Source organism: Pseudomonas sp. G1002, from assembly GCF_013385455.1.
Lineage (GTDB): Bacteria > Pseudomonadota > Gammaproteobacteria > Pseudomonadales > Pseudomonadaceae > Aquipseudomonas.
The window spans coordinates 108,827-131,221 of sequence record NZ_JACAPY010000034.1 but is presented as its reverse complement, the minus strand read 5'-3'; the positions used below and the strand labels follow the sequence as shown (position 1 = coordinate 131,221).

The 22,395-nt window shown below is 62.2% G+C and carries 19 protein-coding genes; 4 read left to right on the top strand and 15 right to left on the bottom strand.

Annotated elements, in window-relative coordinates:
* Positions 1 to 15: 15 nt before the first annotated feature.
* The 5 genes from HX801_RS22870 to HX801_RS22850 all read right to left on the bottom strand — a co-directional run bounded on the left by HX801_RS22870 (position 16) and on the right by HX801_RS22850 (position 5,775).
* Positions 16 to 1,461, bottom strand: coding sequence for an outer membrane protein transport protein (locus tag HX801_RS22870; protein ID WP_177022785.1), 1,446 nt, complete (start codon positions 1,459 to 1,461; stop codon positions 16 to 18).
* 458 nt (positions 1,462 to 1,919) lie between these two features.
* Positions 1,920 to 2,405: an alkane oxidation protein activator PraB gene (gene praB / locus HX801_RS22865; RefSeq protein WP_177022784.1), complete on the bottom strand. Its 486-nt coding sequence runs from the start codon at positions 2,403 to 2,405 to the stop codon at positions 1,920 to 1,922.
* Positions 2,406 to 2,537: 132 nt separating this feature from the next.
* A complete protein-coding gene (gene praA, locus HX801_RS22860; RefSeq protein ID WP_177022799.1) occupies positions 2,538 to 3,032 on the bottom strand; it encodes an alkane oxidation protein activator PraA in 495 nt (164 codons plus the stop codon).
* A gap of 145 nt (positions 3,033 to 3,177) precedes the next feature.
* Positions 3,178 to 4,458: an alkane 1-monooxygenase gene (locus HX801_RS22855; RefSeq protein ID WP_102369301.1), complete on the bottom strand. Its 1,281-nt coding sequence runs from the start codon at positions 4,456 to 4,458 to the stop codon at positions 3,178 to 3,180.
* Between the two features lie 318 nt (positions 4,459 to 4,776).
* The gene (locus HX801_RS22850) at positions 4,777 to 5,775 is read right to left on the bottom strand and encodes an alpha/beta fold hydrolase (protein WP_177022783.1); all 999 of its coding nucleotides are present in this window, start codon (positions 5,773 to 5,775) and stop codon (positions 4,777 to 4,779) included.
* Between the two features lie 303 nt (positions 5,776 to 6,078).
* Here HX801_RS22850 and HX801_RS22845 point away from each other — a divergent pair, with 303 nt between their 5' ends.
* The 3 genes from HX801_RS22845 to HX801_RS22835 are packed head-to-tail and all read left to right on the top strand — an operon-like array spanning position 6,079 to position 9,368.
* Positions 6,079 to 7,614 carry an NAD(P)/FAD-dependent oxidoreductase gene (locus HX801_RS22845; protein WP_177022782.1) on the top strand — a complete coding sequence of 512 codons (1,536 nt, stop codon included), beginning with the start codon at positions 6,079 to 6,081 and terminating at the stop codon, positions 7,612 to 7,614.
* Positions 7,611 to 8,510, top strand: coding sequence for an SDR family oxidoreductase (locus HX801_RS22840; RefSeq protein ID WP_003214652.1), 900 nt, complete (start codon positions 7,611 to 7,613; stop codon positions 8,508 to 8,510). Before HX801_RS22845 ends, HX801_RS22840 begins: the two co-directional genes overlap by 4 nt.
* Before the next feature lie 15 nt (positions 8,511 to 8,525).
* Positions 8,526 to 9,368: a metal-dependent hydrolase gene (locus HX801_RS22835; RefSeq protein ID WP_177022781.1), complete on the top strand. Its 843-nt coding sequence runs from the start codon at positions 8,526 to 8,528 to the stop codon at positions 9,366 to 9,368.
* A gap of 6 nt (positions 9,369 to 9,374) precedes the next feature.
* Here the strand turns inward: HX801_RS22835 and HX801_RS22830 are convergent, their stop codons facing one another.
* On the bottom strand, positions 9,375 to 10,013 hold the full coding sequence (locus tag HX801_RS22830) for a ribonuclease (RefSeq protein ID WP_371315612.1): 639 nt from the start codon (positions 10,011 to 10,013) through the stop codon (positions 9,375 to 9,377).
* A gap of 36 nt (positions 10,014 to 10,049) precedes the next feature.
* On the bottom strand, positions 10,050 to 11,030 hold the full coding sequence (locus HX801_RS22825; RefSeq protein WP_177022780.1) for a Gfo/Idh/MocA family protein: 981 nt from the start codon (positions 11,028 to 11,030) through the stop codon (positions 10,050 to 10,052).
* A 141-nt stretch (positions 11,031 to 11,171) separates the two neighbouring features.
* On the opposite strand from HX801_RS22825, the gene HX801_RS22820 reads away from it, so the two are divergent.
* Positions 11,172 to 11,534 (top strand): NUDIX hydrolase, encoded by a 363-nt coding sequence (locus HX801_RS22820; RefSeq protein WP_032899596.1) that lies wholly within the window; start codon positions 11,172 to 11,174, stop codon positions 11,532 to 11,534.
* Here the strand turns inward: HX801_RS22820 and HX801_RS22815 are convergent.
* The 8 genes from HX801_RS22815 to HX801_RS22780 form a co-directional block, all read right to left on the bottom strand.
* Positions 11,531 to 12,244: a transporter substrate-binding domain-containing protein gene (locus HX801_RS22815; RefSeq protein WP_003214641.1), complete on the bottom strand. Its 714-nt coding sequence runs from the start codon at positions 12,242 to 12,244 to the stop codon at positions 11,531 to 11,533. The genes HX801_RS22820 and HX801_RS22815 overlap by 4 nt on opposite strands.
* On the bottom strand, positions 12,237 to 14,888 hold the full coding sequence (gene acnA, locus HX801_RS22810; RefSeq protein WP_177022779.1) for an aconitate hydratase AcnA: 2,652 nt from the start codon (positions 14,886 to 14,888) through the stop codon (positions 12,237 to 12,239). Before acnA ends, HX801_RS22815 begins: the two co-directional genes overlap by 8 nt.
* Positions 14,885 to 16,078 carry an ornithine--oxo-acid transaminase gene (gene rocD, locus HX801_RS22805; protein WP_087694138.1) on the bottom strand — a complete coding sequence of 398 codons (1,194 nt, stop codon included), beginning with the start codon at positions 16,076 to 16,078 and terminating at the stop codon, positions 14,885 to 14,887. The genes acnA and rocD overlap by 4 nt, the downstream gene beginning before the upstream one ends.
* 166 nt (positions 16,079 to 16,244) lie before the next feature.
* The gene (locus HX801_RS22800) at positions 16,245 to 17,363 is read right to left on the bottom strand and encodes a succinylglutamate desuccinylase/aspartoacylase family protein (RefSeq protein WP_177022778.1); all 1,119 of its coding nucleotides are present in this window, start codon (positions 17,361 to 17,363) and stop codon (positions 16,245 to 16,247) included.
* Positions 17,364 to 17,570: 207 nt separating this feature from the next.
* Positions 17,571 to 18,824 (bottom strand): OprD family porin, encoded by a 1,254-nt coding sequence (locus tag HX801_RS22795; RefSeq protein ID WP_008437109.1) that lies wholly within the window; start codon positions 18,822 to 18,824, stop codon positions 17,571 to 17,573.
* Between the two features lie 112 nt (positions 18,825 to 18,936).
* Positions 18,937 to 20,580: an ABC transporter ATP-binding protein gene (locus tag HX801_RS22790; protein ID WP_177022777.1), complete on the bottom strand. Its 1,644-nt coding sequence runs from the start codon at positions 20,578 to 20,580 to the stop codon at positions 18,937 to 18,939.
* On the bottom strand, positions 20,577 to 21,455 hold the full coding sequence (locus HX801_RS22785; RefSeq protein ID WP_003208137.1) for an ABC transporter permease: 879 nt from the start codon (positions 21,453 to 21,455) through the stop codon (positions 20,577 to 20,579). Before HX801_RS22785 ends, HX801_RS22790 begins: the two co-directional genes overlap by 4 nt.
* Positions 21,452 to 22,393: an ABC transporter permease gene (locus HX801_RS22780; RefSeq protein ID WP_003208135.1), complete on the bottom strand. Its 942-nt coding sequence runs from the start codon at positions 22,391 to 22,393 to the stop codon at positions 21,452 to 21,454. Before HX801_RS22780 ends, HX801_RS22785 begins: the two co-directional genes overlap by 4 nt.
* Positions 22,394 to 22,395: the final 2 nt, after the last annotated feature.

The following is a 22,395-nucleotide window of genomic DNA, read 5'->3' as shown; positions in this document are numbered from 1 at the left end:
CTGCCCTCGACAACCTTAGAACTTATAGGTTGCCGACAAGCTGACCACATCCCCCGAGGATTCAGCCTCGCCGTCCAACTGCGCCGCACCGAGACGATCAACGTTCTTGGTCTTCAGGTTGACCTTCTGCACGAACTGGTGCGAGTACGCGGCATCCACCGACAGGCCAGGAATAGCCTTGATGTCATAACCGGCACCAAATGCCAGGAAGTAACGGTCACCGTCCGGGATTCGCGGGTCCCGGGTAGAGTTGCGGGTAGGTGTCTGGTCGTAAGCCACACCGGCGCGCAGGGTGAGTTCGTCGGTGGCTTTGTAGTCGCCGCCAATCGAGGTCATCCAGGCGTTTTTGTAGTTGTAGGGAATGGCAACAATGGTGGTGCCCTGGGATTTGAGCGTCAGGTCCTGGAAGGAAGACCATTCAGTCCAGGTAGCACTCACCCCCAACGTCCAGCGGTCGTTGAACTGGTGAACCCAGTCAACCGAAGCGGTAGCCGGGATATCCAGTTGGGTACTGGCGTGGGCACCGTCCGGGAACAGCTTGAGACCTGGGTAGGCGATTTCAACCAGAGTTTCGCCGTTCGGACCGATCGGATTGGTCATCGCGTTACGGCCGACGGCATCTGTATAGATGTTGTATTTGCCGGTCATCTTGTTTTTGATCTTGGCGTGATAGTTCAAGCCAAGTGTGTCTTGCAGCGTCGGCTTCCAAACCACGCCACCAAACCAGCCCACAGAGATGTTATCGACTTTCACGCGCATCAAGGAATGCCCCAGCCCCGTGGGGAGACCCGCGCCGCCAAGTCCTGGAGACACATCCGCAGCGGCCAGCAAATCAACGTTCTGGCTGACGAACCCTTGACTGCGCTGGACGATGGCACCACCACCGACCGAGAACTGATCATTGACCTTGAACGACAGGGAACCGGTCAGACCGATGGTCTCGATTTTGGTATCAACCGCGAAATCCCGCAGTTTGGAGTCTTCGTTCCAAGTGGTTTTCATACCCTGTGGCACGACTTGGCTCAGACCAAAGGCGAAACGGTCGCCCATGGGAATCACCAGAAAGCCCGTCGGCAGCCAAGCGGTGAAACCGCCTTGCCCACCATTGTTAGTGTTGAGGACCGGGTCGCCCGTATTGCCCAGGTCATCCAGTACGGGCGTATTGGTCACCGGGTTGCCCGCGTAGTCATAGGCCTGGCCGGTGTATTTGATCTTGATCCGAGCATAGTCAACGGTCTGCTGCGCGATGGTTGAATCGATAAAGGCCATGGCTGCCGGGTTGTTGTACGCGGCACTGGGGTCATTTTTGAACAGTGAACCACCACCAAACGCACGACCCCATCCTGGCGCGCCGAAGGTCGGTGTGGAGAACCCACCCGCCTGCACTTGCCCCGTGGTCATCAGCCCCCCCAGCAGGGCCAGTCCCAGTAACGTGTGAGCGTGTTGTTTCTTATTGTTCATGCGGTACTCCTTATTATTATTTACACCCGGCCCCTGCCGGTGGGTCTTGTAACCACAGAACGTCTTTCAAAGAACGCCTGTCCTGGAACGGTGTAACGGTGTATCGGTATTCAGGAATGGGTGGTGAGCGAGCCGGTCAGCGTGGCGTTCAACGACACCAAAGTGCAGTAGCCACTCATGGCTTGATTGGTTGCGCTCAACACGTGGGTAGAAACGTCGACGGCAGCTTCAACACAACACTGCCTTTGGTTACGCTGAACGGACCCGGCGGGCTGAAACCCGCCGCAACCGCAATGAATGAGGCAACGCCCAGAGCCGCTGACATCGAACCCAGGCGTGCTGTTTTCACAAGGCTTTGCATTGTCATGTTCCCCAGACAATAAATACCGTATCCAACCGGTGCCTCACACGAGGCACCGGTCTTTCAACGGGGTGATCAGCCCTTTACGGAGTCGCGCTTACGGGTTAACGGTCAGCGTTGGGGCAACAACACTCAGCGAAACCACGGTGCAGTTGCCGGTCAGCGCCTGATTGGCTGCCGAAAGCGTTTTGGTGCCTGGAGTCCAGGTAACAGCGATGGTGGTTGGCCCGCAGTTGGTGGCCGGGATCGAGGTGATCTTGTAGCCGACGTTGGTTACGCTACCGGTGGTACCCGTTGCAGCCGTCAGTACCCAAGGCAGGTTGGTCAGCGTTGGCAGGCCACACAGACCGCCACCGGTCAGGGATGCGCCATTGATCGAGGCCACGCCACCGCTAACGTTGCCGGTAAAGGTGATGCCGCAGGTCACGGCTGCACCGAAGGACGAAGGCGACTTCACGACGATGGTGCCAGCGTTGGTCGAGAACGGACCATCCGGGGAGATGGAAGCCGCGCTGGCCATGGAAGCTGCGCCGAAGCACACTGCGAAAGAAGTTGCACAAACGAGGGTTTTCAAGCTTTTCATTATTTTTCCTCACATGTTATGGCGAGTCATTTCGCCAGGGGTAATGGCCATGATCGAGAGGTCACGGTGAATCTGCAGAACTTCCCTTTCCAGCCAAATTTCAATTCAATTACCGCTAAAAATTCGGGGGTGTTATTCAACAACTTTGAAAGTAGGGGGCATCTTGATCGACACCGTTTTAATCGTGCAGTCCTCGCCAATAGGCACATTGGCAGCTTCTAACTTGCCCGTGGCGTTATCCCAAGTGCCATCGGCGGTAGAGGGTCCGCATTTACCGCCCAGGCCAAAGGCATGCACATCCACGGCGATCTTCGACATGGAGCCGCTCCTGGTATCTTTAGCCACCAATACCCAAGGCAAGTTGATGGCTTCGACCCGGCTGCACTTGAGGCCGCCGTCGAACTCAACTTTGTCGACATTTACTGACGACCCATCCGCCGCCACTTTGCCGGCGACCTTGATGGTGCAATCCGCGCTGATCAGCGCGCCTTTGGAAAAGCTGATGGGGCCCTGGGCAGTAAACGCGCTGCCGGCAGGTTCGATACGGGCGGCCTGGGCCTGGTGGTAAACGATCAGGCCCAGGGCGGCCAATACAATGTGCGTGGTGAACTTGGCAGGGGTTTGCATGGTGTACGTCCTTCCCTTCATTTTATTTTTGTTCGGGTCAAACAACGTTCTTGCAACTAAGCCGTACTCGAAACCGGTAAAGCCCGGGCGATGAAAACCTGCGCGATACACAGATCCCGAGTACGCCCTACAACTGACTGTTTCGTTAGAAGGGTCTGGTGGTGTTGCTGTACTTCTCCAGGTACTTCAAACGTTGTGAAGGTTGAAGATTGGTCAGGGTGATATCCCCGGCGTAATGATTAAGTACCCGGTGATCCATGCGTCGTCGCCACAAGTACGGCACATACGCCCAGACAATCATGCTGGCATAACCGTATGGAAGTTGCGGCGATTCATCAAAATGACGCAGTGACTGATAACTTCTGGTTGGGTTGGCGTGATGGTCGGAGTGCCGCTGCAGTTGGAACAGAAAGATATTGGTGACAATCCGATTACTGTTCCAGGAATGGCGTGGCGAGCAACGTTCATAACGACCGTTGGGCAACTTCTGGCGTTTCAGGCCGTAGTGCTCGACATAGTTCACCACTTCCAGCAGCGAGAAACCGTAGATGCCCTGGATGATCAGGAATGGAATCACTGCCGCGCCCAGCCAGGCAATCATCGCGCCCCACAACACCACGCTGTACATCCAGGCGCTGAGTACGGCGTTCTTCCAGTGCCAGGCCGGCAGGCCGAGTTTGCGCAGGCGTTCACGCTCCAGGTTCCACGCCGAGCGGGCGCTGAACCATACCGAGCGCGGCAGGAAGGCCCAGAAGCTCTCCCCCAACCGCGAACTGGCCGGGTCTTCCGGGGTGGCGACGCGCACGTGGTGGCCACGGTTGTGTTCGGTGTAGAAGTGCCCGTAGAAGGTCGGCGCCAGGGTGATCTTGGCCAGCACGACTTCCAGCAGGCGCGGCTTGTGCCCCAGCTCATGGGCGGTGTTGATGGCGATGCCGGTGGCAGCGCCAGTGGACATTGCCATGCCCAGGTAGGTGAACCAGCTCACCTGGCCATGCAGCTCGGTGCGCGCGGTGATGAACGCGGCGGTTTTCGCCAGCCAGCTCGACGGGTCCAGGGTGGCGGTGGCATGCAACAGGCCGCCATTGATAATCCAGTCGATACCGCCTGCGGCCAGCCACCCGGTGACCACCAGGGATGAGATGACAAACAGCACGCCGGTGTAGACGATCCAGCGGTAGTAGCTTTGGGATTCGAGGTTGCTGACGGCGGACTCGGGCGGGTTGCTGACGTCTTCACCCAGCAGGCCGTCGATCAGCGGGATCAGGCCGAAGATCACCAGCACACCGACCCACCACAGTTGTTGCACGCCGGTAGTGATGGCCAGGGCACCAGAGAGAATTGGGGTTGCCAGGGGCATGATGCCGAGCCACCACAGGTGGCGCTTGCCGTCGGTCCAGACGTTCGGGGCAGCCAGGGTCTGATTCATGGCAGCCTCCGCACGACGCAGGTAGGCAGGGAGCAAAAATCAACACTGGACAGGTACACGGAGCGGTGACTGCCCCGAGAATTCAACCATGCGATAAAAGGCGTTTTTTTCATTATTTTATTCGCTCTTAGGCATTTCAAAAATTGTTTCAAATTAGACATTGAAATAATTTTTTTAAATAAATAGCGCGGAATCGTTAGGTCGTCAACTAGTTTCTTGAACCCTTTTGAACGTGACCGGGCAGTCTCTTTTTCAGCCGTTTGGTCAGGTGTCTAGGGCAAGCATTGACGAGTTCGAACCGCGAGTTCAGTCGCACAATTATTTACTCGCCAACGCAAACGGCGGGTGCAACACCGTGGCGCTTTCCGGCGGCCGGACGCGCTTGGCTATCTGCTCGACCACCGCCGCGACACGCTCGGTGGCCGTGATCGGCAACATATGCCCGCGCCCTTCCACCAGCTGCAGCTTCAGGCCCGGCACCAGGCTGGCCAGGGCCTGCCCGTGTTTGCGGAAATCCAGCACCTTGTCCTGCGCGCCATAAATCAGCCCGATCGGCAACGTCAGCTGTGGGTAGCGCTTGACCATGTCCGGCAGGAAATCGTTGACCAGGTTGATCTCGGTGGAGGCGGCATAGAAGTTCTCGGGCCGCATGCCCAACAAGCCGCCACCACGGGTGGCGAAGTCTTCCGGGGCCGGGTCGGGGGCAAACACGCCCTTGACCACCGAGCCTTTGGTCAGCAATCCGATCGGCATGGTCAGGGTGTGCGACATAAAGCGTCGCAGCCATCCCGGGCGTATCGCCAACGACATAAACACCAGCGGCAGCAGGCGCTGGGGATGGGTCAGGGGCGCCACCAGGATCAATCCGGACACCGCGTGGGGATGGTCCAGGGCCAGTGCCAGGGCAATCGCCCCGCCGAGGGAATGCCCCAGCACCAGCGGCTTATCCAGGTCCAGCGTCTGGATAAAGCTGGCGACTTGCCGGGCCTGGCCAGGCAGGTCCGCGGCCGTGCCGGCATGCCGGGTGGAATAACCCGACCCCGGACGATCCACGGTGATCACTCGAAAGTGCTCACGCAATCGGGCAGACAAGGCGTACGTCAAGTTGCGACTGCTGCCCATCAGCCCGTGGATCATCACCAGCGGTGGGCCCTTGCCCTCGTCTACATAATGAAAGCGCTCGCCGTTGATCTCCAGAAAGCGCCCGTTGATCGGAACAGCAGCCTCTATACGCCGTGTCATCCGGGCACTGAAGGCCCACAACACTACGCTTAACCCTACACACACACCCGCAGCGACAACCCACTCGACAGCCATAGCTCGGTCCTCTGCATCCCTGCGTTGCTGGCGGCCCGACCGGTATTGGTCAAGGCCTCAGCCATCGTCCACCCTGGACCTTAACTGTGTGCGTACAAGCTCTCGTCCGTCGGATAAGTCGCACATGAGGAACTGGGTCGTAGCCTAGACGATATTTTCAGGTAGATTATTTAAAATCTTTTTTAAAATAAATAATTCAATTTTCCTTTGCAATGGTGTTCTATCTAAAAAGCCAAAACAAAAACAAGGAGCACATCCGATGTCGACACCCGTAAGGCGCCACCGGCCCACGAGGGACAGCCTATGAATGCCCATGACACCATCGACATCGCCATCATCGGTTCCGGATTTGCCGGGCTGTGCATGGCGATCAAACTCAAGGAAGCCGGGTTCCACGACTTCTTTATTGCCGAACAGGCCGATGCTCTCGGCGGCACCTGGCGGGACAACCACTACCCCGGTTGCGCCTGCGACGTGCAATCCCATGTCTATTCGTTTTCCTTTGCGCCCAACCCGGACTGGACCCGGCAATTTGCGCCACAGGCGGAGATTCGCGCCTACCTGGAGCAGTGCGCCCGGCGCTTCGAACTGGCGCCGTTCCTGCGCTTTGGCATGGGCCTGGAGAAGGCGGTATTTGATGAGGCGCAACAGCGCTGGAGCCTGAGCTTCAGCAATGGCCGCCAGGTCAGTGCGCGGGTGCTGGTGTCGGGAATGGGCGGCCTGTCGCGCCCGGCACTGCCGGATATTCCGGGCCTGGACAGCTTCAAGGGCAAGCGCTTCCACTCCCAGCAGTGGGACCACGAGTATTCATTGAAGGGCAAGCGCGTGGCGGTGATCGGCACCGGCGCCAGTGCCATTCAGTTCGTGCCGCAGATTGCGCCGCAGGTGGCCCACCTGGACCTGTTCCAGCGCACCCCGCCGTGGATCATGCCCAAGCCCGACCGGCCGATTTCACGCTTCGAGCGCTGGGCCTTCAAGCACCTGCCGTTCACCCAGCGCCTGGTACGCGGCGCGTTCTATTGGGCACTGGAAGGTCGCGTGGTGGGCTTTGCCCTGCACCCGCGCCTGATGAAAATGGTGCAGAAAATCGCCATGCGCCACCTGCACAAACAAGTGGCCCGCCCTTCCCTGCGCAAGACCCTGACGCCGGACTACACCATCGGCTGCAAGCGCGTGCTGATTTCCAACGACTACTACCCGGCCCTGTCCCGCAGCAATGTGCAGGTGGTAACCGACAACGTGCTGCGCATCGAGGCCGACGGGGTGATCACCGCCGACGGCATCAAGCACCCGGCTGACTGCCTCATCTTCGGCACCGGCTTCCAGGCCACCGATCCGCTGCCCCGCAACTGCATCATCGGGCGCCACGGCATCGACCTGATGGACACCTGGCAAGACGGCGCCCACGCCTACCTGGGCACCACGGTGCCGGGTTATCCGAACCTGTTCCTGATCGTCGGCCCCAACACCGGGCTGGGGCATAACTCGATGATTCTGATGATCGAGGCCCAGGTCACCTACATCCTCGATGCCCTGCAGCAAATGCAGCGTCATCGCATCGCTACGGTGGACGTCAAGCCGGCGGTGGAACTGGCCTACAACGCCAGGCTGCAGGAAAAACTCAACGGCACCATCTGGTCCACCGGCGGCTGCAAGAGCTGGTACCTGGACCCACGCACCGGCAAGAACACCACGCTGTGGCCCGGCTCCACCTGGCGTTTCAAGCAGGTCACCCGGCATTTCGCCCTCAAGGACTACGTCGCCAGCCTGGTGCCGATACCGTCCACCGCGCGCCCGGCCGCAACGCCCCACACCACCGCAGAAGGGAGCCTGTCATGAAGTCATTCAACGGCCGCGTGGCGGCCATTACCGGCGCCGCTTCCGGCATGGGCCGCGCGTTGGCCCTGGCGTTGGCGCGTGAAGGCTGCCACCTGGCGCTGGCGGATAAAAACAGCCAGGGCCTGGAGCAGACCGTCGCACTGATCAAGGCCCAGGTGCTTGCACCGGTGCTGGTCACCTCGCAGGTGCTGGACGTTTCCGAGCGCCAGGCCGTGGAAGACTGGGCCGCCCGATGCGCCGCCGAACATGGCCAGATCAACCTGATCTTCAACAACGCCGGCGTCGCGCTGTCGAGCACCGTCGAAGGCGTGGACTACACCGACCTGGAATGGATCGTCGGGATCAACTTCTGGGGCGTGGTGTACGGCACCAAGGCCTTTTTGCCGTACCTCAAGGCCAGCGGCGATGGGCATGTGGTCAACACTTCCAGCGTGTTCGGCCTGTTCGCCCAGCCGGGCATGAGCGGCTACAACGCCACCAAGTTCGCCGTGCGTGGTTTTACCGAGTCCTTGCGCCAGGAACTCGACCTGCAGAAAAGCGGGGTCTCGGCCACCTGCGTGCACCCTGGCGGGATCCGCACCGACATCTGCCGCAGCAGCCGGATCGACGCCAACATGACCGGCTTCCTGATTCACAGCGAACAGCAGGCCCGGGCCGACTTCGAAAAGCTGTTCATCACCGACGCCGACCAGGCCGCCAAAGTGATCCTGCAAGGCGTACGCAAAAACAAACGCCGCGTGCTGATTGGCCGCGACGCCTATTTTCTGGACCTGCTCGCCCGCTGCCTGCCTGCCGCCTATCAAGCGCTGGTGGTGTTGGCCAGCAAACGCATGGCGCCCAAGCAACGCAATGCGCCCTCGCCCGTCCTTGAAACCAACGAAGAGCACCGTCTCTGAACTGGAGTACCGACCATGCTGCCGATTCGCCGCGACCTCCGTTTTGCCCTGCCGGCCGAACGCATCAAGGACTGGCATGAACAAGGCCCGTTCATTACCCACTTTTTCAACGCACTGTCGTTGCTGTTTCCCCAGGGCGAACTGTTCTTCATGGACAGCGTGCGTCACTACCGCCAGCGCATCGAAGACCCGGAGCTGAAGAAAGAAATCCAGGGCTTCATCGGCCAGGAAGCCATGCACAGCCGCGAGCACGTGGCCTACAACGATCTGCTGCAAGCCGCAGGGCTGCCGGCGAATACCCTCGACCGTCGGCTGAAGATGATCCTCGACGCGCAAAAGAAATACCTGCCCGCCTCCTTCAACCTGGCGGTGACCATTGCCCTGGAGCACTACACCGCGATGCTCGCGGAAATCCTCCTCAGCGACCCGTCGCGGTTCGGGGATTCGGTCAAGGGTTACCAACAGATGTGGTACTGGCATGCCCTGGAAGAAACCGAGCACAAGGCGGTGGCGTTTGATGTGTGGAACAGCGTGATCAAGCCCGGGCCCAAGCGTTATCTGCTGCGCACTTCCACCATGCTCATCACCACGGGGCTGTTCTGGCTGACGATCCTGGACTTTCACTTGCGCCTGTTGTTTGCCGACCGGCGTTCGGGCGGGCATTTGAAGGGCTTCTGGCGGATGCTCAAGTTTCTGTACGGGCCCAAGGGCGTGTTCCCGCGCATGGTGCTACCCTGGTTGCATTACTTCAAGCCCGGGTTCCATCCCTGGGACCACGACAACCGGGCACGCCTGGCGGGCATTGACCGCCTGGTGGAGGAGATCGAGCAGGCCCATAAAGGTTATGGGCCCGCCTGAGTCCGCTTAACGCTGGGTCGGGATCCGAATATCGCCATCCCGGCACTGGCTCTTGACGCTGCGCGGGCAGCCGGCAAACGCCAGGTCCTTGGTCAGGCACACCCGCACCTCGGTCAGCACGGCACCCTTGCAGATCACCGCAAGGCCATGGTTGCCCATGGCCGGGTTGCTCTCGCGAAACAGCGCTTCGATGTCCCGCGCGCCCAGGCCGCTTCGGACATTGAAGGGCTCAAGCTGCTGCGGGATCTTGACCACGCTGAGCGCTGCATCGGTCTTGTCCAGGTAAGCCGAAGCCTCAAGGCCGCTGCAGGTGCCGTGCTTGGCCCATTCATGCCTGAGCAGTTTGGGCGACGGGAACAGCGACCTGCCCCGGGCGAAGTCTGCATCCGACAAGCGCGACTGCGGCTCACACGACGCCGGCCAGCCGCCCTTCGCGTACTGCGGCCACAGCCCATGCAGGACAAAACCGTAGCCCTTGCCCGAACACTGCTGGTCGTCCGGGTGCGTCAGGCAGAAGGTCGGCGACCAGGACAGCGACAACACATAAAAGTCAAACTCCCCGGCCTGCCCCTGGGCCCGCGGCGCTGCTGTCGCGGCCCCGGCCAACGCCAGGCAAAGCACAATCCAGGCTGCTTTCATTTTCATCCGTTCATTCCTTAAAAAGACAAAATCAAAGCACCGCTAGACCGCCAGGTTGGGGTTACGTTGTAGCACCCGGTCCATGACCCGGTCGGTCTTCAACGCCTCGATCGCCAGTGCCGGGTGTTTGCTCTCGCCACGAATATGCGCATTCATCCCCAGCACGTGATGCCACTGGATATGTGCATGGTTGGGCACCTCCAGCACCTCGCTGGTCTCGCCCTCAAGCCGCAACGGCGCCTCATCGAACACCGAAAACGTGATGCGGCCCTTGCTGCCGATCATCTCTACCCGGTCTTCGCGCCGGTCGGCGACAAAGTTCCAGCAGCCCATGCCCAGCGCGCCCGAGGCGAACGTCCAGCAGGCGGTGACGGCATCTTCGGCGGCATAGCGCCCCGCCTGGCGCGCGGTAAACCCGGCCACATCGACGATATCCCCGACCAGGTACTGGAACAGGTCAAAACCGTGGCTGGCCAGGTCGGCAAAATACCCGCCGCCGGCAATCACCGGGTCGGTGCGCCAGTTGGCACTGCTGGCATCGTCTTCCGAAGGCGGCTTGCACAGGGTCCAGGTCAGATGACGCAATTCGCCGATGCGCCCGTCCTGCAGCCAGTCCCGCACCTGCTGGAAGCGTGGCAGGGAACGCCGGTAATAGGAGACAAACAGGTGCAGCCCGGCCTGTTCGAAGGTGCGCTGCATCAGCGCGCTTTGCTCGGCATTCAGGGACATGGGCTTCTCGACGCAGCAATGCTTGCCGGCAGCGGCCACCATCAGGCTGTATTCGAGGTGGCTGTCGGGCGGTGTGGCGATGTAGACCGCGTCTACTTCCGGGTCGTCGATCAGCGCCTGGGCGTCAGTGTAGAAACGGGCAATGCCGTGGCGTGCCGCATAATCGCGCACGGCCTCCTCGCGCCGCCCCATCACGGCCACCAGCGCAGAACCTGGCGCTTTGTAGAAGGCGGGTCCACTCTTGAGTTCAGTGACATCGCCACAGCCGATCATGCCCCAGCGTACGGTGTTCATCTGCATCTCCTTCAGGTGAGTTTTTTTCGATGGGGCAGTATCGGTGTTTTCCGGCCCCCTCTCCACCCTGCCGGATAAAGACTGAGCATGACAATTGCATTACACTTTTATGACAATCATCCAGCTGCGGGGGCACAGACGATGAAAATAAGGGCCACGGTGATTTGCGAGCACGACGGGCACATCCTGTTCGTGCGTAAAGCCCGCTCGAAATGGGCATTGCCCGGCGGCAAGGTCGAGCGCCATGAGCGCCCGGCAGGTGCTGCCGCACGAGAACTGGAAGAGGAAACCGGGCTGAACGTGGACGGTTTGCTGTTATTGCAGGAGCTGAAGGCCAGCGACACCCTGCACCATGTGTTCGAGGCGTCGGTGGTGAATATCGACGAAGCCCGGCCACTGAGCGAAATCAAGGAATGCCAGTGGCATCCCTACACACGCCTGGAAGACCTGGATACCACCCAGGCCACCCAGCAAATCGTCAAATCCTTCCTGCGCCGTCTCTAAGGCGCCGCCAGTTCCGGGCTTTGCCCGCTGCACAACAACGCCTGTCTTACCAGACCATTGGCTTTCTGCCGTTCGACAAAGGATTTGACGAACGCGGCAGCGGCTGCGTGCGCTACCGGTACCGCGACCGCCTGGCTGATGCTCATGAAGTCATCCTCCAGCAGGCGCCAGCGCTCATCCAGCCGGGTTCGCAGGTAATCCCGAACCCCGGCCGCGGCGTTCAGGCCTTGCTCGATAAACAGGTCTACGGCACCCGCCGAGGTCGGCGCGCGTACCAGTTCGGCATGCTGCACCGTGCGGCTCAGGTACAGGTCATACGCGGCACCCTGGCCGACAGCGATGCGTTGGCCCGGAGCATCGAGTTGGGTCACGCTGCCCAGGGGTGAATCCACCGCCACCAGGTACGTACCCTTGATGATCACGTAGGGCGCGCTGAAGGCGATTTCCTGCTCGCGCACCGGTTCGATGGCCAGGAATGCCACGCGCCAGCGGTCATCGCCCAGCGCGGCGAAGACCTTGCCCGCCGCATCAAAAGTGATCAACTCAAGGTCGACCGCCAACTCATCGGCCAGGGCCCTGGCCAGCGCCACCGACACGCCCTGGGGCTGGCCGTCCTCGCCACGCTGGGCCAGCACCGGGTTGCCAAAGTTGATGGCAGCCCTGAGCACACCCTCGGGGGCCAGTTGTTGCAGTACCTGCGGGTCAATCATTACGCGCTCCTAGAACAGTTCTTTGCACGGTCTTGCGAATGACGAAGGGCAAGACGCCGCCGTGTTCAAGGTAACCAACCTCCTGCAACGAGTCGAGGCGCAAGGTCAGGGGGGTACGCGTGGTCTCACCGGTGGCGCGGTCAATCTGCAAGGTGATCGGGTTGTCGCCGACCTGCAACGCGTCCAGGCCGAGGAAGCTCAGGGACTCACTGCCGTCGAGGTTCAAGTCCTGCACCGATGCGCCTTCATCGAACACCAGCGGCAACACGCCCATGCCGATCAGGTTACTGCGATGGATTCGCTCGATACTGCGGGCCACCACCACCTTGATCCCCAGCAGGGTCAGGACTTTAGCTGCCCAGTCGCGGCTGGAGCCGGCACCGTAGTTGATCCCGGCGAACAACACGGTGGGTGTACCGGCGTAGCTCTGCGCGGCGAGGTACAGCGGCAGGTAGTCGCTGCGGTCGGCATTCCAGGCCCAGACGCCCTGGCGCGGGGGCTGGTCGCAGGACAGCAGATTGTTCAGGCGCGGGTTGGTAAACGCGCCGCGCACCATCACTTCGTGGTTGCTGCGCCGGGTCGAATACTGGTTGAGGTCCGCCAGCGCTTCACCGCGCTCCCGCAGCCAGTGCCCGGCCAGGCTGTCGGCCGGAATCGTGCCAGCCGGGGAGATATGGTCGGTGGTGACGTTATCCCCCAGCACCACCAAAGCCCGGGCGTTGCTGATGGCCAAGGACGCGGCCGGCACCGGCGTTACCCCGGCAAGGTACTGCGGGCGGCGCAGGTAAGTGGAGGCCGGGTGCCAGGCAAACTGCACGCTGGCGTCGGCTTCCAGCGCCTGCCAATGGTGAGTGCCTTGCCACAGCAGTGCCTGGCGCTGGTGAAACAGCGCCGGGCGCACCACCGCCGCCACTTGCGCGGCCACCTCGGCTTCGCTGGGCATCAACTCATGCAGGAACACCGGCTGGCCGTGGGCATCCATCGCCAGCGGCTGGGCCGACAGGTCGGTGTCGATGCTGCCGGCAATCGCATAGGCCACGCACAACGCGGGCGAAGCAAGGTAGCCGGCAGGGACTTTCGGGTTGACCCGGCCTTCGAAATTGCGGTTGCCCGAGAGCACCACCACGCCTTTCAAGCCCTGCTCGGCGAACGTCTCGACATGGCGTTCGAGGCTGCCGGAATTACCGATGCAGGTCATGCAGCCAAAGCCCGCCAGGTCGAAACCCAGCGCGGCGAAATCCTCCAGCAAGCCGGCGGCTTCCAGGTAATCGGCCACCACCCGTGAGCCTGGCGACAGCGACGTCTTGACCCACGGTTTGCGCGTCAGCCCACGGGCGCGGGCGTTACGGGCGAAGAGCCCGGCCTGGATCATCTGCGCCGGGTTGGCGGTGTTGGTGCAACTGGTGATGGCCGACATCACCACCGCGCCATGGGTGATCGGCACCTGGAATGACGGCTCGAAGAAATCCTGCTTTTGCGCGCATACATGCTGATGAAACGACGCCCCGGCCTGGGCCAGGGACTGGCGCTGATGGGGCTGATGCGGGCCGGCGACACTCGGTTCAACCTGCGCCAGATCCAGCTCGATCAACTCATCGAACACCGGCTCGGGATCGTCGTCCCGGCGCCACAGAGATTGCGCCGACATGTAGGCCGAGACCTTGTTGATCAAGGCCTGCGGGCGCGCACTCAGGGTCAGGTACGCCAGCGTCTCGTCATCAAACGGGAAAAACACCACGGTCGCACCGTATTCCGGCGCCATGTTCGCCACGGTGCCCCGCGCCGCCCAACTCAGGGACGCCAGGCCCGGTCCGGTGAACTCGACAAACTTGCCGACCATGCTGCGCCGGCGCAGCAGTTCAGTCACCGTCAGTGCCAGGTCAGTGGCCGTCACGCCGTCGCGCAACGCATTGGTGACGCGAATGCCCACCACCTGCGGATAAGGAATCGGCACCGGTTCGCCGAGCATCGCCGCCTGCCCTTCCAGCCCGCCAACGCCCCAGCCCAGCACGCCGATGGCATTGATCATCGGCGTGTGGCTGTCGGTGGCGACCATGCAGTCGGGGTGCAACAGCACGTGGCCGTTGCGCGGCGCGCTTTCCCACACCACCTGGGCGATGGACTCCATGTTCATCTGGTGGATGATCCCGGTGCCCGGCGGGATCACCTTGAAGTTATCCAGGCTGGCCTGGGCCCACTTGATAAAACGGTAGCGCTCGCTGTTGCGGCGAAAATCGATGTCCAGGTTGGCATCCACCGCGCCTGCCTCGGCGTAGTGCTCGACGATCACCGAATGGTCGATGGTCAGCACCGCCGGGATCGAGGGGTTCACCGCCCGGGGATCACCGCCCAGTTCGGCCACCACATCGCGCATGCCGGCGAAATCCGCCAGGGCCGGCAGGCACGTGGTGTCGTGGAACATCAGCCGGTTGGGCTGGAACGGCACCTCGCAATCCGGCCCTTCGCCGATGGCCCGCGCCACTACCTGTGGCAACGAAGCCGGGGCGCAGCGGGCAATGTTTTCCAGGAGGATGCGCACGGAATACGGCAGGCGCTGCAGTTGCGCCGGGGTCAGCAACTGGTGCAGGTCGATCCAGGCAAAGCGCTGGCCGTCGATGTCGAGGTGACTGAGATACTCACTCATAGCTGTTTGAATACCCGCTCGATACGCTCAAGGCCCCAGTCCAGTTCTTCGCGGGTAATGGACAACGGCGGTGCGATGCGCAGTACGTTTTCGTGGGTTTCCTTGGTCAGCAGCCCTTCGGCCAGCAGCGCTTCGCAGATGGGCCGCGCATCGCGGTCCAGTTCCACGCCGACCCACAAGCCACGCCCGCGAATCTCGCGGATGGCCGGCGAGTGCATGGCCTTCAGGCGCTCCACCAGGTAGTGGCCCAGTTGCGCGCTGTTATCGATCAAGCCCTCCTCTTCCAGCACCTTCAACGCTTCCAGGCCAATGGCCGCCGCCAACGGGTTGCCGCCGAAGGTCGAGCCGTGGCTGCCGGCGTCGAACAGGTCCATGATCGAATGATCAGCGACGAACGCCGATACCGGCATGATCCCGCCGCCCAGGGCTTTGCCGAGGATCAATGCATCGGGGCGAATGCCTTCGTGCTGGAAGGCAAACCACTTGCCGGTACGGCCCAGGCCGGACTGGATCTCATCGAGGATCAGCAAGGTGTTGGTCTGGTCGCACAGCTGGCGCAGTTCCCGCAGGAAACCTGCGGGCGGCACGCGAATGCCGGCCTCGCCCTGGATCGGCTCGATCAGCACCGCGCAGGTGTCGGCGGTAATGGCCTGGCGGAAACTCTCGATGTCACCGAAGCGCGCCTCGGTGAAACCGTTGCAGAATGGGCCGAAGTCGGCCTTGTAGTCCGCCTCCGACGAGAAGCCGACGATGGTCGAGGTGCGGCCGTGGAAATTGTTGTCGGCCACCACGATGTTGGCCTGATTGGCCGGGATGCCCTTGATCCGGTAGCCCCAGCGTCGCGCCGCCTTGATCGCGGTTTCCACAGCTTCGGCGCCACTGTTCATCGGCAGGGCCGAGTCGAAGCCCGTGATGCGGCACAAGGTCTTGAGGAAGTTGCCCAAGGGTTCGCTGTAGAACGCCCGGGACACCACGCTGATCTTGTCGATCTGCGCCACGGCGGCGGCGCGGATGCGCGGGTGGACATGGCCGTGACTGACGGCGGAATAGGCCGACATCATGTCCAGGTAGCGCTTGTCATCATCGCCAATGGCCCAGACGCCCTCGCCCTTGACGATCACCACCGGCAAGGGGGAATAGTTGTGGGCGCAGAATTGGTTTTCGAGGGTGATTGCCGGGTTGGGGTGCATGGTGGGGATGTCCTGCCGAATAAATAATGAATGAACAACAAAGACCCAATGTGGGAGCGGGCTTGCTCGCGAATGCGGAGGGTTAGCCAACATCTCCGGCGACTGACCCTCCGCATTCGCGAGCAAGCCCGCTCCCACATTTTGACCGTATTCCATAGCTGGCAAATCAGGCGCTGAGTAGCTTGCCGCTGCGAATCGGCGTGGCACCGGACACCCGGCCCAGCGGGTCGCCCGGCTTCACAAAGCGCACGTCGCGGCGCATGTACAACACGCCGGTGTTGTGGCTGCAAACCGTGGTGGCCTGCCCACTGTGGGGATCAACGATATCGAACAACGCCTGCCCGGCCTCGATGCGACTGCCCACCGCCGCCCGGTGTACCAGCACCCCGGCGCATGGCGCATAAAACTGTTCGCTGCCGGCCAACGGCGTCGCCGGGTTACGCAGGGCCGGCAATGGCCGTGGCGTGCCTTCAACCGCGCCCAGGTGGGTCAGGTAATCAATGATCGCCGTGGCGTCATGTTCTGCCAGTTCATAGGACACATCCCGCTGGCCACGATGCTCGACGGTCACCGCCACGCTGCTGTCCGGAATCGGAAACCGATCGCCAAACCGCTCACGCAGGTTGACCCACAGCAGGTACAGCGCCTCATCGAACGAATTGGCCTGGGAATCGGTGGCCAGCAACGAGGCTTCAGAGCCGATGTAGCGCGCCAGCGGCTCCACGGTCGCCCACACTGCCTCGCCGGTGTACACATGCATCGCCGCTTCGCGGGAGCAGTGCAGGTCCAGCACGATGTCGGCATCGTGGGCCAGCAGCATCAGGGTGCGTTGCAGCGACTGGAATTCGTCCAGCGGCGCCGCGTCCAGCAGACATTCGCCCCAGGCCTGGCGGATCAGTTGGCGGTTGGCGTCGATGTCCTGGCCCAGCAGGTGCTCGATTTTGTCGGCGATTGCCTGGTACGGCACCGGAAAGCCCCGGTTGTAATTACGCCCACTGCCCAGTTCGAAACGCCCGCTGGGCGCGCCCATGATGTATTGGCTCAGCCCGGTGGGGTTGGCCACGGCCACCAGCACGATTTGCGCATTCAGCCGGTTGGCATTTTCCAGTACTACCAATTGCCGGCGCAGGTGCGCGGCCACCAGCAGCGCCGGGGTTTCGTCGGCATGCAGCGCCGCCTGGATATAGATTTTTCGACTTGCACCCATTGCACCGTAATGCTCACTGTCCACGTGCCTGTGGGTACCTGGTGTCGCTTGCAGCAAGGGGTGTGATTTAAGTTTCATAAACCGGAAATCTCGATATTCGAGTGATGAACGCTGAAGAAATATTAACGAGCCGGCGTGATCGTCTGTAAGGGCGGCCCACACTATCTTGATCTGGTAATCCGATCAGTGTGGGAGCTGGCTTGCCTGCGATGGCGGTGGGTCAGCCAGCCTATTCCGTGACTGACCCACCGCCATCGCGGGCAAGCCCGCTCCCACAGTGGGTGGTTACCAGAGCGCCAGGGTGTAACCCAGCATCACGCGGTTCTCGTTAACGTCGTTGAAGTAGTTGCCTTTGCTCAGCGCATTGCGCCAGCGCATCGACACGCCCTTGAAGGGCCCGTTCTGCACCACGTAGCCCAGGTCCAGGTCACGCTCCCACTCGCGGCCTTCGCGGTTGAAACCGAGCACTTCAGCCGAATCACCCTTGGCGTACTTGATCCCAAACAACAGGCCGGGCAAGCCGAGATCGGCGAAGTTGTAGTCATAGCGGGCGTGCCAGGCTCGCTCCCTGGTTTGGGTGAAGTTGCTGAACTGGTACTCGGTGAACAGGTAGGTGATGGAGCCGTCCAGGTAGGTAAACGGCGTGGTGCCGTATTGCTGCTGGAAGCCGCCGCCGATGCTGTGGCCGCCGTACTGGTAGGTCAGGCGGCTGCTCAAGGCGCTGTTGTCGACCTTGCCCGCCAGGCCCGCGCCGTCCTTGTCCGACTTGAAGTAGCGCACGTCGGTTTTCAGCGTGCCCGGCCCCAGGCCGAAGTTGTTCTTGAAGCCCACATATTGCTGCTGGTAGATGCTGTCCAGCGCCGCGAAGTGGTAGCTGAGCAAGGTGTTTGGGGTCAGCGAGTAGTCGCCACCGGCAAAGCGAAACTGGTCGCTCAGGGCGGTGCTCTTGTAGACCTTGCTCACCGTGGTCAGCTTCATGTCTTCGTAGTTGGTGGAGTCACGGTCCTTGGCCTGGTCGATCTGCCCGAGGGTGATTTTCAGGTTGCTGATATCGTTGGACACCAGCTGGGTGCCGCTGAAGGACTGCGGAAACAGACGGCTGGTGTTGGGTTGCAGGATCGGAAGGTCCGGCACCAGGTAGCCCACACGCAGCTCGCTTTTGGCGAAGCGGGCCTTGGCGGTCACCCCAAGCTTGGAGTACTCGTCGGAGACATTCTTGTCGCTGTCACGCTGCAGCAAACCGGTGCCGGACAGCCCCGGGCTGGAGTCGAGTTTCACCCCCAGCATGCCGGTCAGGTCCAGGCCGAAGCCCACGGTGCCTTCGGTGAAACCGGACTTGATACCGAGGATAAAACCTTGGGCCCACTCGGCGCGCATCGACTGGGAAGCGGCCTCGCGGTAGTCACGGTTGAAGTAGTAGTTCTTCAAGTCCAGCGTACCGCTGCTGTCCTTGATGAAGTCTGCATGGGCCAGTGACGGGACCAGCCCGCTGCTGACAACGCCGACGCCGGTGATGAGTTGAGTCAGGGATTTTTTCATTTTTTTAGCTCCTGGCAGTGGGGTGGGGGTTGGTGTTTTTATTGTTCTTCGGGCATGGCTTCGCCGTTCGCGCAAATCGGCGATTTGCGCGGCGGGTGACGTCAGTCCTGGGTTACAGCGCTAGCGGTACGGGGCCCTGGCGGATGCGGTAGCCACCGTTTTCAAGTTTCTCCAAGGGGCTGGCGGCGGCCAGCAGCTTGCGGGTGTAGGGGTGCTGCGGGCGGTCGAAGATCTCGTCGCGGGCACCCATTTCCACCACCCTGCCCTCGCTCATCACCGCCACCCGGTGGGCGATGCGTTCCACCGCCGCCAGGTCGTGGGAGATGAACAGGCAGGCAAAGCCGTACTGCGCCTGCAGGCGCTCGAACAGCTCGAGGATCTGCTTCTGGATGGTCATGTCCAACGCCGAGATCGGCTCATCGGCAATCACCAGTCGCGGGTGCCGCACCAGCGCCCGGCCAATGGCCACGCGTTGACGCTGGCCACCGGACAACTGGTGCGGGAAGCGGTCGACAAACTGTTCCGCCAGGCCGATGTCCACCAGGGTTTTCGCCACCCGCTCACGACGCTGCGCGGGCGTCATGCCGGGCACATGGCGCAGGGGTTCGGCGAGGATGTCGCCAATCTTCATGCGCGGGTCGAGGGACGAATACGGGTCCTGGAAAATCATCTGGCATTGCAGGCGATGGTCACGGTTGCCAGCCTTGAGAATGTCCACGCCCTCAAACTCGATGGCACCGGAACACGGGCTGTTCAGGCCGACAATCGCCCGGCCGAGGGTGGTCTTGCCCGAGCCGCTGCCGCCCACCAGCGCCAGGGTTTCCCCCGGGGCGATGGACAGGTTGGCCGAATGCACCACCCGCTTGAACTGGCTGCGGCCCCACAGGCTGCGCGGCCCCGGGTGCTCGATGCACACGTCCTTAACCGTCAGCAACGGCCGGTCCGCCTTGGGCAAGGCTGCCAGGGTGCCGCGCCGCGGCAGGGCCTCGAGCAGTTGCCGGGTGTACTCGGCCTTGGGCGCCAGCAGGATCTGCTCGATGGTGCCCTGCTCCACCGCGCGGCCTTCGCGCATCACCACCACTTTGTCGGCGTAGCGCGCCACCAGCGACAGGTCGTGGCTGATAAACAGGATCGCCGTGCCCTGCTCGCGCGTAAGGTCGAGCATCAGTTTCAACACGTCCAGTTGCGCCAGGCAATCCAGGGCCGTGGTGGGCTCGTCGGCAATCAGCAAGGCCGGGCGCAGCAGCATCACCGAGGCGAGCATGATGCGCTGGCGCATGCCGCCGGAGAACTCGTGGGGAAACGCCGCCAGGCAACGCTCGGCGTCCTTGATGCCGATATGCCCGAGCATCTCCAGGCTGCGCTCGCGGATCTGCGCATCGCTCAGCCTGGTGTGCAGGCGCAGGCCCTCGGCCATTTGCTCGCCGATGCTCATGGACGGGTTGAGGGACACCATGGGTTCCTGGAACACCATGCCGATCTTCGCCCCGCGCAACTGGCGCAATTGCTCCGGCGCAAGGCTGCCCAGGTCATGGCCCTGGAAGCGCACCTGGCCGCTGCATTGCTCAAGCGGCGGTGGCAGCAGGCCGATGGCGGCGCGGGCGGCCATGGTCTTGCCGCTGCCGGACTCGCCCACCAGCGCCACGATTTCGCCGGGGGCGATGGTGAAGCTCAGGTCGTTGACCGCCAGCGGGCCGTTGGCCCCCACGCGGATTTTCAGCTGGTCGACTGCCAGAAGGACGTCAGTCATGGTCATTTACTCATCCGCGGGTCGAGACGATCGCGCAAGGCATCGCCGCACAGGTTGAACGCCAGCAACGCCATGGCGATGCAGACACCGGGAAACAGCCCCAGCCAGCTGGCCGTGGCGATATACGGCCGGCTGGCGGCGAGCATGTTGCCCCAGGTGGCGGCCGGCGGCGGGACGCCCAGGCCGAGGAAGCTCAGGGAGCTTTCCGCCAGGATCGCCCAGCCGAACATGCTGGTGGCCAGCACGCACACCGGCGCCACGCAGTTCGGCGCGATGTGCCGCAGCATGGTGTACAGCTCGGAGTTACCGATAACCCGCGAGGCTTCGACAAACTCTTTCTCGCGCAACGACAACACCGTGCCGCGCACCACCCGCACCACCGACGGTGTGTAGGCCAGGCTCAAGGCGAACACGATGCCGTACAGGCTCGGGCCGATGATCGCCATCAAGCCCAGGGCCAGCAGGATCCCGGGAAACGCCAGCAACGCATCGTTGACCATCATCAAGCCCCGGTCGACCCAGCCCCGCAGGAACCCGGCCAGCAGGCCCAGTACCGTGCCGGCGGTGATCGCCAGCGTCACCGTCAACACACTCACCCACAGGCTGGTGTGCGCGCCGATCATCAGCCGGCTCAGCACGTCGCGACCGTACTCGTCAGTGCCCAGCCAGTGCGCGGCGGTGGGCGCCTGCAAGCGCGCCAGCAGGTTCAAGGCCAACGGGTCATGGGGCGTCCAGACCAGGCCCAGCAAGGCCATGATCAACAACAAGGCCAGCAGCAGCGCGCCGATCAGCGCGTTCAGCGGCGGCACACGCCAGGCCCTGGGGGCACGCGCCGGTGCCGGCAACAGCACCTCGGGTGCGGCAGGTAGAGGCTTATTCATAACTTAACCCTGGGGTCGAAGAGCGGGTACAGCAGGTCCACCAACAGGTTGACCAGCACATAAACAAAGGTCACCAGCAGCAGGCAGCCTTGCAGCACGGGGTAGTCCCGGGCGTAGATGGCGTCGACCATCAGCCGGCCGATACCTGGCAGGGTGAACACGGTTTCGAGCACCGCGATGCCGCTGAGCAGGTTGCCGAGGATCAGGCCGATCAGGGTCAGGGTCGGTGCAAACGAGTTGCGCAGCGCATGGCGCCACAACACCGCCCGCTCCGACAAACCCTTGGCGCGGGCATGGGTGATGTATTCCAGGCGCAGCACTTCAATTGCACTGGCCCGGGCCATGCGGGTGATCGCGCCGAGTTCCACCAACGTCAGCGTGACAATCGGCAGCACAATAAAACTCAAGGCCTGCCACGGCGATTGGCCGAATGACACGTAACCCACCACCGGCAGCCAGCCGAGCTTGATGCCGAACGCGTAGAGCAACAGCAGGCCCAGCCAGAAACTCGGGATCGACAGCAACAGGGTCGCGGTGGAGACCACGCCAAAGTCCAGGGAACTGTTCTGTTTCCACGCCGAGAGCAAGCCCGCCGGTACCGCAATCAACGCCGCGAGCAACACCGAGACCAGCACGATCCCGGCACTCACCTGGAAGCGGTCAAGGATCAGCGGCAACACCGCTTCATTGGTGGTGATGGAATGCCCGAGGTCGCCGCTGAGCACCGCCTTGAGCCAGATCACAAACTGCAGCGGCAGCGGCTGGTCCAGGCCCAGGGACGCACGGGCGACCTCCAGGCTGTGGGCATCGGCCATGTCGCCGAGCATCAGCAGCGCCGGATCACCGGGCACCAGGCGGATGATCGCGAACACCATCAGCGAGATCAGCAGCAAGGTCGGGATCGACATCGCCAGCCGTTGAAAGATGAAACGCAACATCC